Raw genomic sequence first — 10,774 nt, forward strand, 5'->3', positions numbered from 1 at the left:
ATAGCGCGGGCTGGTCGCGGTCGGACCGATGTTTAGACGCAGCGGACGGCGCGACAGCGCAGGCCCCAGCGCCATGAATTGTCCGCGCTCGAGGTCGCGAAAGGCTTCGGCCTGCCGCCGTTCCATGCCGAGCAGATCGGCGGCGCGCGCCATGTCGATGTCGAGGAAGGTCCGGCCCATCAGGAAGTTCGAGGCTTCCGCCGCGACGTTCTTGGCGAGCTTTGCGAGGCGCTGGGTCGCGATGATGCCGGCGAGACCACGCTTGCGGCCGCGGCACATCAGGTTGGTCATCGCGCCGAGCGAGAGTTTTCGCGCTTCGTCCGAGACTTCGCCCGCAACCGCCGGCGCGAACAGCTGCGCCTCGTCGACGACGACGAGCATCGGATACCAATGGTCGCGGTTGACGTCGAACAGCCCGCCAAGAAACGCGGCCGCACGGCGCATCTGATTCTCGGCGTCGAGGCCTTCGAGATTGAGCACGGTGGAGACGCGATGCAGCCGCGCGCGCTCGCCGGCGACCTGAAGGCCGCGCTCGGTGTGATCCTCGGCCTCGATGACGAGATGACCGAAGCGCTCGGCCAGCGTGACGAAATCGCCTTCGGGATCGATGATGGCCTGCTGCACCCAGGGCGCGCTCTGTTCCAGCAGCCGCCGCAGCAGATGCGATTTGCCGGAGCCCGAATTGCCCTGCACCAGGAGGCGGGTCGCCAAGAGTTCCTCGAGGTCCATGGCGGCCGCGGCGCCCGCCGTGGTCTGCCCCATCTCGATCGCAACTGTCATGCCCGACTCAAGTCCCCGTCATTCGCGGACAGGGGCTTATCAATCCCGTCGCGTCGCGTCGAGCGGCGCGGGGCTGATCATGCCGCGTTGCCCACGGTGGCGTTCAGGCGTGATTCGATTGCCGTAGAAGTGCGGGCCGATAGGGGGCCTGCGGATCGTCGTCCTCGTTCTCGGGGATGACGCAGGAGCCGAATTCCTGCCTGATCCGCTCCATCTCGGCGATCCGCTCATGCAATCGCTGCAAATGCTCCGGCGACGTCGCCCGCCAGAACCGGAACGTGTCGGCCGTGAGCGGCACGAAGGCCGTGCCGAACAGCGTCGGCTCGGGAACGACGGTGCGTCCGAGCAGCAGGAAGCGGTTGGCGCCGGAGACGACGAGGGTGGCATAGCCCCGGTTTCCGATCCGCTTGATCCCATTCAGCGACCATTCGGCGAGCTTGCTGAAATACGGCTCCTCGCGCCAGCGATCGGGGCAATGGTCGTCGACCGTGACGTTCACGGCATCCTGGCTGAAATGGACGATGATGCCCGACTTCGCCGGGAACCAGTCGTCGTCGAGATGGCCTTGCAGCCAGGCGCAGACGAAGGAGCGGCACATCTGGGGGCGGCGGTCGTAGATGGTGCAGCCGGTCCCGGTCTCCCAGTGCTTGCAAAGATGGTTCACCGGCTTGTCGACGGCGGCCACTTCGAGAACGTCGCAGCAGGCGTTGCACGATCCGCATTGTCGGGTCAGCGGCGCCGCCTTCGGCACGCCGGCTGCCTTGAAGGCTTGGCTTGCCTTGAAGCCTTGGCCGTCGCGAACCAGCAGCTTCTGCTTCTCCAGCGTGTTCAACGCGCGCTCGACCTTGAGACGGGACAATCCGGTCGCGTCGATCACACCCTTCATGGTTGTCGCGCCGGCCTCCACCGCGCGAACGACCTGCAACGTCGACTGATCCATCTTCGATGACTTGTTCTTTCGCCCATCATCCGGCATCGCCGGCATCTGGAACCTGCTGCCCGGAACCGGCATCTGAAGTATCTGCCGAGGCATCCCGGCAGCTGCCGTTACGTAAGGCCAGACCTCGCATGGATGCAAATTTTTCGCAAATCGGCGACCATGAGGACGGTCGGGTTCGGACCAGACGCGCCGATTCCGGCCTTTGCGGACCGGATTCGATGATGAAGATCAAATCAACCTGGCCCGGGGCCTGCTAGCTCAGGCGCATGACCTTCCTGACCTTCTTCACTGCCACTTATGTCCTGCTGGCAATGCCCGGCCCGACCAACACCTTGCTCGCGACATCGGGCGCGGGGATCGGCATTGCGCGCTCGCTTCACCTGCTTGCAGCGGAGCTGTGCGGCTATCTGCTGGCCATTGCGCTGCTGCGGCTCGCGCTCGGCCCCATCGTCAGCGACATCCCAATCGCGGCGCTCGCGCTTCGCGTCGCGGTCACCGTCTACATCCTGTGTCTCGCCTTCATGCTCTGGCGCGTCAACACACGCGAGCGGCGCGACGGTGCGCCGGTGAGGTTCGGCCAGGTGCTGCTTGCCACGCTGCTGAACCCGAAAGCGCTCGTGTTTGCCTTCCTGCTCCTGCCGCTCGAGGCCGGGCCGCTCGAGCTGTTGCCCTGGTTCGGCGTGATCGCGCTGCAGATTCTCACGGCGGGCGCTGCGTGGATCACTCTGGGCGCAACGCTCGGCCGTGGCGCCCGTCGCCTCGGGCATCCCGACCTCGTCACGCGCGCCGGTGCGGTCACGCTGGTTGCCGTGACCGGCCTGATCTGGCTTCAATCCTTCCTGACGGCTTGAAGCCACGCTTCGCTGGAAACGAAAGCGCTTATTGCGCGCCGGAGCCGCCCTGCACGATCTTCTCGTTCAGCTTCTGGTCCACGGTGTCGACCGTGCGGTCGATCTCGGCATTGGGCACGCCGAGCTGATGCGAGATCAGCTTCACCAGCAGGTCGACGCGCTCGATGAAGGGCGCGCCGCTCGCGACCGCGCGCGCCGCCGATGACGGCTTGAGCAGGCTTTCGGCGGCCTTGGCGTATTTCGCGAACGGCACCTGGTCCTGCGGATCGGCGCCGAGGCGGCGCGCGATGGCGTCGACATGGTCGTAGATCGTCTGTGAGCGCTGGAGGTCACCATGCACGGCTTCGCGGATCGACTGCGGCTCGCTCGGCGTGATGCAGCGGTAATTGCCCGTCAGCAGCATCGACCATTTCGCCAGTGGCACGAACAGAGAATCGAACACCTTCAGCTTCACCGGCACGTCGTGGCCGTCGAGCGTCACCGCGTCGATGTCGGATTCGAGTTCGCGCAGCACCTTGTTGTGCTTCTCGTCTGCGAAGACCGACGCCTTGAAGTTGGTGGGCAGGCCGACATGCAGCACGTTGGCGGCTTCTTCCGGCGGACGGAATGCCTGGGGGTCTGGTGAGCACAGCGTCACGAGGCCCGGCTCGAACCGCTCCCACACCTGCGCATTGGTGTAGGCCTCTTCGAGATCCATGTCGGCGAGCGCCGGGATCCGCTTCAGATAGGGCAGCGGCGGCATGTTCATGATCGACAGGCACGGCAGCTTCGCCGCGGCGATCTTGACCATGAGAACGCGCACGGTGTGGTTGGTGTATTGCGGCTCCTGCATCGCCAGACCGACCAGATCGTAGCGGGAGAGATCGACATTGGCCGGGGTCACGGCGTCGAGCTTGCCGGGCAGGTTGCGCGAGAAGATCGCCCGGTGCGCCGCCTCGTCACGCAATTTGATGCGCACCTCGGTACCTTCGCGGTTGATCAGCTCCGCAGTCTTGGCGCGGCAGACCAAGGTCACGTTGTGCCCCGCCATCAGCAGCTTCGTGCCCAGCAGGGAGCCGTAAGAAGCCCCCAGAATCAATATGTTGCGCGCCATGCTCCGTCCCTTTGACAATGTGTGCGATTTTGAGTCCCGGCCGTCATCCGCGGGCGAGTTGCCGGCATGTAAAGCGAAGTGCGCGGGGATGGCAACTGGGATAATGCATACAAGATGCTGCCGATATTCCCGCTTCGTTCGCGCGTGAGCCGCGAGCACCGCCGCTGCAGGGAAAGACCGTCATCCATGGGACGGGATCAGCAAGAGGATGCTCCGCCTGCGCGGTGAGGCTATTCGTATCAGCCGAAATTCGAAAAGATGGCATTTGTTGCGCGGCCCCAGCGCAAACCGCGTGACCACGAGTTCGGTATCGACGGGGCGACAAGCAGCCGGATTCTCGCGAGATCGTGATCAGCGGCAAGTACACTGTCGTCATGAAAATTCATGAGGATGCTGAGACGTTTGTGCCTCCTCCGTCATCAAGCGCGATCCAAATTTTACTCATTCGGTTGCAACAAAAAACTACAACTCCGAACCGCGAAAATGGCAGTATGGCGTGGGGCCCTAACCAACTATCAGCACTGGAGCTGCAGCGTGACGATTGAGGTGAGCCGGGTTGGATTTCGTATCCGCACCGGCTCGTTTGCCGACCGACAATTTCGTCTAGCGCTCCGCTGAAAGTGCAGCCGGCAAGTCTGGGGAATCCAAGCCCTGATAATTCAAGTCTTGGTATTCGCTGACTGCGCCGTCGGGGGACTGACATGGAATGTGATCATTGGCCTCACGGCTCGTGCGATGGCGCGGGTGCGAGCCTGGCACGCTTGCGCCACCGCGCGTCCGAATTTTTCGATAGCCTGTCCGTCGCAGATCTGGCGCGAGAGACGTCCAGGCATCTGTGGGTTTCGGACTGGTTGAGGGTCGCAGACGACTACCGGATATCCGCCGAATCCGGGCGAAGGGACGAGTCAGCCCCGATTGCCCTGGAAGCGTGGCTGTGCTCGCTGACGGCGCTCGAAGTCGCGCGAAGTGTGTCTTGTCCGGGAGATCTCGCGGATGGCGACCTCACGGACAGGCTCGATATCGGCCTGCGGGGCTTGGAGGATGAGGTCGGTCCGGCGATCCAGAATGTGAAAATAGACGGCCTCGATCAAGGGCCGTTGACCGGCCTCTTCCGGCCGGCGTTCCATCAGGGGCCTTCCCCCGTCCTGATCTGCATCGCCGACGAGGAGGTCGCCCTGAGCGAGATGATGAGCAGATTGTCGCCGGCCCTCTGCCGCCGGAACATATCGCTTCTGATCGTTCATGCGGGCAACTCGTCCATCCGTCGCCCCCTCAGGCCGGAGCATATGCTTGCATGCTGGCTCGACTATCTCGGGGCTCGCCCGGACGTCGATTCGCGACGGATTGCAGTCTATGGCGAAGGAGTAGGCGCCAGTCATGCGTCCCGCCTTGCCCTGTCGGATCGCAGGATCGCTGCCGCAGTGTGCGACGGCGGCATCGCGACACCGATCATGCGCCGGGCATGGCTACGTCGGAAGAGTGGCGTCGAGCAGGCCGCGACCCCGCCGGATTGGCTGCTGCCGTCGCGTCGCATACCTTGCCCGCTTCTCGTGGTCGTCGGGAGTCGCTCGATGGTGTGGGAAGAGGACGCGCTCGCGCTGCAAACCGGCTATCAGCAGGCCGGAGCGGACTGTTCGACGGTCGTGCCGAACTGCATCCCACATCCACTGGGCGAGGTCGAGAATTTCGTGGCTGTCGACGATTTCATTCTCGAATGGCTCGACAGCAAGCTGGGAGCCGGCCGCCAGCTGGATTCCGTCACCTACCTGTAGCAGCGTCAGCGGCGCATCGGCGGGTCACGACGCGTCGATTGCCAGCAACCGGGCAGCCAGCCGGGCGTTCTTGGCAATTTTCGCAAGCGCGGCGTTCAACTCAGCCAGGGACTTCTCGTCGAACTCGTTGAACATGGTCGAGTTCAAGGCAAGCTTCCTCTTCGACAGCTTCTCGATTTCCGTCGTCGCCTTCGCCGTCAGCGACATCAGGACGAAGCGTGCGTCGTCCGCTGCCGGCCGGCGCGATAGAAAGCCGCTCTTTTCGAGGCTCTTGGTCTGGTTCGTCACGAAGGCCGGGTGAACGCGCAGCTTGTTCGCAATCTCGATTCCAGCGACGCCTCGGCCTTCGTCCAGTTCCGTGATCGCCATCAGGATCAGCCATTGCGGCTCGGTGATGCCCAACAGGCGGGCCCAGCTGGTGTGGATGTCTTCCAGCTGGGCGTGAATTTCGACGACGTTCCAGATGAAGTCTGTAATCGCCCGGTCGAGCTTCTTCTCGATCATGCGTCCCCCCGCTTGCCTTCATTGTTTTTTTGTTTTTGTCCCTGATCGCTCTTTAACGGGATATTGGCGAGCCGTCTTCAAGATCGTGCGCGGAACCCTTCATTCGGGAAATGATGGCAGCGCTTTAATGCTTGCAAAAAACAATTAATCAAGTTACGTCATCAGTACTCAGAATTTGCTGCTCTTGACCACTGTCAATGGATGGCGATGTGAGACCTCCAAGAAAGCCCTCGGGATGCCCCCTGAGGGCTTTTTCTTTTGTTGCAGCTACTTGTACCGTGCGCCTCCTCCCCTGTTGCGCGCCGGCAACATCCCCTTCTGAACTTGCGCTTCACTAAATCAATGAATTGAGGTGATTGTTTTTATAAACTATATGTGAGGTCACGACGGAGGGGGGGCACCTCACTGTCGTTTCAGTCCGGACCTTCAGTGCGGACCTGAATTGAACGGAAATTGAGAGGGTCAAGCGGCCTCCACCGAGGAGCCGAGCCCCCTGAACCGACCTGGAGGTTTACTAATGAAGTTGACGAAGACACTCTTTCTCGGCTCGGCTGCCGGCCTGATGGCCGCCTCCGGGGCGTTCGCAGCCGATCTTCCCGTGAAGGCCAAGGCCGTCGAATACGTGAAGATCTGCTCGCTGTACGGCGCCGGTTTCTACTACATCCCGGGCACCGACACCTGCATCAAGCTCGGTGGTTACGTGCGCGCCGACGCCGTGCTCGGCTCCAACACGGACTTCAATCCGAACCTGAGCGGTACGGCCGGTGCTCGCAACCGGATGATGAACTACTACACCTTCCGCGCTCGTGAAAACCTCAACATCGACACCCGCACCGCGACCGAGTACGGCGTGGTCCGCACCTATTTCGATGCGGTCTTCACCTGGACGAGCGGCAACTATACCCCCACCGGTTCGGCAACGGGCGCCACCCAGTACAGCGGTACGCTCGGTCTGAACGCCGCGGGCACCGCCCTCGTCGGTTCGAATGGCAGCGGCAACATCAACGGCACCGACGGCAACACCTCGGGCGGTGCGCTCGGCGTGTACTACGCCTTCATCCAGTTCGCCGGCTTCACCATGGGTAAGGCCGTGTCGCAGTTCGACGCGCCCTGGACCAACTATCCCGGCAACCTCACCGACAACCTCGTCGGCGGCAGCGGCACGGTCACTGGTGTCAACCAGTTCACCTACACCGCCGACTTCGGTCAGGGCGTGACGGCGTCGTTCTCGGCTGAAGACGTCTCGGCCTACTATCAGGCCGGCAACGTCAACATGACCGGCGCGACCGTGGGCGGCATGATCGGCGGCTCGTACGGCACCAACGCCATCGGCGGCACCCGTTCGCCGAACCTGGTTGCTCAGGTGCGCGTCGACCAGGCCTGGGGCCTCTTCCAGGCGTCGGTGGCGGCGCATGACAACCACGTCGGTTATTATGGGGCGAACGAGGCCACCGGCCACCCCGATGACAAGTGGGGCTGGGCAGTGCAGCTCGCTCTGTCGATCAAGAATATCCCGACCGGCGCGGGTGACACGATCAACATCCAGGGCGTCTACACCGACGGTGCGACACGCTATAACTTCCAGAACCTGGCGGGCAGCAGCTACGCGCTGTACGGCAGCTCGGGCATTGCTGGCGCGTACGGCAGCCTCGGCTTCGCCAGCGCTCCCGACACGGTGTTCGTGACCGGCGGCTCGCAGGAAACCGTCAAGACCTGGGGCTTCCGTGGCGCTTACACCCACAACTGGGATCCCTCCTGGAACTCCTCGCTCTACGGTGCCTACGCTCAGGCCCAGTTCGGTACCCTGGCCAAGACCACCCTCTGCGGCGCCGGCGGTGCTGGCGGCGTGTTCGGCGGCCTGGCAGGTGTGACGGGTTGTAACCCGGACTTCGCGATCGGCCAGCTGGGTGTCGTCACCCGTTGGACCCCGGTCAAGAACCTGACGTTCTCGGCTGACGTCTCCTGGACCCATCTCGACCAGAAGTACTCCGGTACGGTTGGTCTCGTCCCGAACGTCACGACCGCCAAGCCGACCGCGGTTTACCAGCTGAAGGATCAGGACTCGGTCGCCATGATCCTCCGCGCTCAGCGCAACTGGTAAGATCTGTCGAGACATCCTAACGACACCCGGCGGGCAACCGCCGGGTGTTTTTTTGTGCGCGGGTTTTAGGTGATATCCGCTCCGTAGCCCGGGTGAGCGCAGCGATACCCGGGACGTCAGTTGCGGGGATCCCGGATGTCGCTGCGCTCATCCGGGCTACGCACCTTGCTGTGTCGCCTCTGTCAATTCTCCGCCCCGAAAGTATTCCACTTTATCGAAATTCGATTTTGCGTATGTGTCGCCCATCCCGGCTCATCCGAGAGGGGCGATCTCGTGTCGTCACGCATCGCGCGCCGGGCTTGCGGTGGACGCGGCAGCGTCGGTACGCGAGGCGTGGCCGGGCGGGCACTTGAGGGTGGAGCGACGAAGCAAAGCTCGGGCGAACAAGCCGCGAGGCTGCGAAGGCGTTTCTGTGAGTCGCGCTACGCGTCACAAATTCGATATCGTAGGGTGGGCAAAAGCGTAGCGTGCCCGCCATGCTTGCACCGAGATTGACCAGGTGGGCACGGCGCTATGCGCCTTTGCCCCACCCTACGACACTGCAGCAGCCACACACGCGGTGTCATCGCCCGCTCCAGTGCGCAATTGCGCACAAGGCGGGGAACGACAGTGTCGCTTGGAGAACGAGCTATCGCCTCACATTTCGTCATTGCGAGGAGCCCGCGACAATACTGCGAAGCAAATTTGTGCTGGCGACGAGCAATCCAGAATCCCTCCGTGGAAAGACTCAGGATTGCTTCGCTGCGCTCGCAATGACGACGTTGAGAGAGGGGCCCATCTCACCGCGCACCACCGCGTCGCCTTCGCGATCCCGGCTCAGCGCCGCAACGCCAGAAGCAAATTCACGCGCATCGTCGGGGCGCGCGTCAGCCCTGGCTCGCTATCCGCGCGCGGTCGAGATGCTCTTCGATCTTCGGGCGGTCGCGAGTGCGCTCGAAACTGGTGCACAGAAGTTCCGTCTCCTCGAGCGAGACAGGAGCGCGATACAGCCGGCACATGAATTCGGCGCTTGCGCGTCCCTTGCCAGTGCCCGGTCCGCGCTCGGCGAGAAACATGCAGTCCCGGCAGACGCTGGCATCAAGCCGCTGATGAGCTGCGTCGAGATGATTGAGGACCTCGCGGAGCGAGTCGCGCAGCCTGACGCATTCGTCGCTCCCGAGCGCCGTGACCGCATTCACCACGTGATTGATCGGGTCGTGCTGGCTCAAGCATTTCTCGCCCTGGGCGGTGACGTGCAGGACGACGGAACGCTTGTCCTCATGCGACGGCTTCCGCACCAGGAACGACCTGCTCTCCAGCGTCTTCACGATCTGCGATGCAGTCGCTCTGGTTGCGCCGATGAAGCCCGCGAGCGCGGACGGCGTGCGCGAAAACCTGTTCGCGCGACCGAGAAAACGCAGCGCCATCCATTCCCGATCACGCAGTCCATGCTGATTGCCTTCGAAATACCAAGCCCTCGCCGCCTGAACCAGCAGCTCGACGGCTTCTCGCGCCAATGGCATGAATCTACCTCGTCCCCGGAACTTCGTCTGCGGCGCCCCGAAGCCGCGCTGCGTCCTGGCTCACGAATCCGCCGAGAGACGCCGGACGGCTGAAGGTGTCCGATGAGCAAATCGTGTCCAGCTCTAGCGTCGTCGTCGCACGGGAGCCCGAATTGCCGCCGCCAGCAGACGATGGATCGGAGTAGTTCAACCGAAGCCCCTAAAGTTCAAGTCACGAGCAGACGTTTCTTGTATTCAACCGAAACGATGAATGAGCTTCTCAACAAAATCAAGTCAAGACACTCGCGGGATGGATGTCGTTGCAATCGAATGTAACGTTCAAGACAATCCCGCTCGTCGGAACACATGATGGTGAAGCAATACGTTTCGCGACGAGCAACATGCACGCAACTATGCGACGGTTTGATTGCATTGCGCGTTATTGTCTGTCGTTGATGCAAGTTGATCGAAGCTTGTGCATGACGGCGACGTATACCGCCAAGTCATCCACAACTTGTACGTTCGGTCGGGGAATGGTCGAGGGAACTCACAGGAATTGCCCGCGTTGGTTGTTGCGACTGTAGACCTCGAATCGCCCCTTCGATCGTCACCGTGCGATCCTGTCACCCGAACGGTGGATGTGCGGACAATCGAAATCAGTGGCGGCTATGCGCGTGCATGCGCTGGAAGCGTGGCGCGCATGCACAATCGTCTGTCGATAACGAGGAGCGATGCGCGACGGCTAGGCCCCTCCATCTGCTAGTCGCCCCTGAGCATGTCCCGGAGCTCGCGGAACGGATCGGCGCTCGGAGGAGCCGAAGTATCTTGCCGCATCGCGCCGTAGATTCTCGGAACGATGTCGACCGCCTGGTCGAGGCTCGAATCACGTCCCGATTGATACCCGCCCATCAGGCGAAGGTCGCGCGTGTCCTCGTATTTGGCGATCATGGTGCGCAGCTTGCTCACCAATTCGCGCTCCTCGGGGTCCCAGACGTTGTGGGCGAGGCGGGAGACCGAGGCCAGAACGTCGACGGCCGGATAGCGCGCCTGGTCGGCGATGTGCCTGGAGAGCACGATGTGCCCGTCGAGCGTGCTGCGGATGGTGTCGGCGATCGGCTCGTTGTGATCGTCGCCGTCGACCAGCACGGAGAAGATCCCGGTGATCGTGCCGGTGCCTTCCTCGCCGGGGCCGGCGCGTTCCAACAGGCGCGGCAGGTCGGTGAAGACCGTCGGCGCGTAGCCGCGCGCGACC

Annotated in this window: 8 protein-coding genes and 1 pseudogene; 3 read left to right on the forward strand and 6 right to left on the reverse strand. The window is 62.8% G+C overall.

The genetic code is table 11. The features are described 5' to 3' along the window. On the reverse strand, positions 1-780 hold a 780-nt coding region (locus tag MOV74_RS19660), incomplete at its 3' end, for an ATP-binding protein (RefSeq protein ID WP_246925800.1). A 103-nt stretch (positions 781-883) separates the two neighbouring features. After that, the gene (locus MOV74_RS19665) at positions 884-1,720 is read right to left on the reverse strand and encodes a YkgJ family cysteine cluster protein (protein WP_246925816.1); all 837 of its coding nucleotides are present in this window, start codon (positions 1,718-1,720) and stop codon (positions 884-886) included. A gap of 266 nt (positions 1,721-1,986) precedes the next feature. On the opposite strand from MOV74_RS19665, the gene MOV74_RS19670 reads away from it, so the two are divergent. After that, positions 1,987-2,571 carry a LysE family translocator gene (locus MOV74_RS19670; protein ID WP_246925803.1) on the forward strand — a complete coding sequence of 195 codons (585 nt, stop codon included), beginning with the start codon at positions 1,987-1,989 and terminating at the stop codon, positions 2,569-2,571. A 28-nt stretch (positions 2,572-2,599) separates the two neighbouring features. Here the strand turns inward: MOV74_RS19670 and MOV74_RS19675 are convergent, their stop codons facing one another. Then, positions 2,600-3,664: a ketopantoate reductase family protein gene (locus MOV74_RS19675; RefSeq protein ID WP_246925806.1), complete on the reverse strand. Its 1,065-nt coding sequence runs from the start codon at positions 3,662-3,664 to the stop codon at positions 2,600-2,602. Positions 3,665-4,425: 761 nt separating this feature from the next. On the opposite strand from MOV74_RS19675, the gene MOV74_RS19680 reads away from it, so the two are divergent. Further along, the gene (locus tag MOV74_RS19680) at positions 4,426-5,436 is read left to right on the forward strand and encodes an alpha/beta hydrolase (RefSeq protein ID WP_309486816.1); all 1,011 of its coding nucleotides are present in this window, start codon (positions 4,426-4,428) and stop codon (positions 5,434-5,436) included. Positions 5,437-5,460: 24 nt separating this feature from the next. On the opposite strand, the gene MOV74_RS19685 is transcribed toward MOV74_RS19680, so the two are convergent. Next, positions 5,461-5,940 carry a MarR family winged helix-turn-helix transcriptional regulator gene (locus MOV74_RS19685; RefSeq protein ID WP_246925812.1) on the reverse strand — a complete coding sequence of 160 codons (480 nt, stop codon included), beginning with the start codon at positions 5,938-5,940 and terminating at the stop codon, positions 5,461-5,463. Between the two features lie 517 nt (positions 5,941-6,457). Here MOV74_RS19685 and MOV74_RS19690 point away from each other — a divergent pair. Then, positions 6,458-8,041, forward strand: coding sequence for a porin (locus MOV74_RS19690; protein WP_246925814.1), 1,584 nt, complete (start codon positions 6,458-6,460; stop codon positions 8,039-8,041). A gap of 866 nt (positions 8,042-8,907) precedes the next feature. On the opposite strand, the gene MOV74_RS19695 is transcribed toward MOV74_RS19690, so the two are convergent. Both MOV74_RS19695 and fliI read right to left on the reverse strand, forming a co-directional pair. Further along, positions 8,908-9,543, reverse strand: coding sequence for a MarR family winged helix-turn-helix transcriptional regulator (locus MOV74_RS19695; RefSeq protein ID WP_246925815.1), 636 nt, complete (start codon positions 9,541-9,543; stop codon positions 8,908-8,910). A 738-nt stretch (positions 9,544-10,281) separates the two neighbouring features. Then, positions 10,282-10,774 (reverse strand): annotated as a pseudogene (gene fliI / locus MOV74_RS19700) (flagellum-specific ATP synthase FliI); the annotation flags it as partial.

The sequence above is a fragment of the Bradyrhizobium sp. SHOUNA76 genome (assembly GCF_023006445.1).
Classification (GTDB): domain Bacteria; phylum Pseudomonadota; class Alphaproteobacteria; order Rhizobiales; family Xanthobacteraceae; genus Bradyrhizobium.

Bases quoted from the DNA above. Each gene is read 5' to 3' on its own strand.
- MOV74_RS19665 (WP_246925816.1), bottom strand. From the start codon at position 1,720: ATGGATCAGTCGACGTTGCAGGTCGTTCGCGCGGTGGAGGCCGGCGCG.
- MOV74_RS19670 (WP_246925803.1), top strand. From the start codon at position 1,987: ATGACCTTCCTGACCTTCTTCACTGCCACTTATGTCCTGCTGGCAATG.
- MOV74_RS19675 (WP_246925806.1), bottom strand. From the start codon at position 3,664: ATGGCGCGCAACATATTGATTCTGGGGGCTTCTTACGGCTCCCTGCTG.
- MOV74_RS19685 (WP_246925812.1), bottom strand. From the start codon at position 5,940: ATGATCGAGAAGAAGCTCGACCGGGCGATTACAGACTTCATCTGGAAC.
- MOV74_RS19690 (WP_246925814.1), top strand. From the start codon at position 6,458: ATGAAGTTGACGAAGACACTCTTTCTCGGCTCGGCTGCCGGCCTGATG.
- MOV74_RS19695 (WP_246925815.1), bottom strand. From the start codon at position 9,543: ATGCCATTGGCGCGAGAAGCCGTCGAGCTGCTGGTTCAGGCGGCGAGG.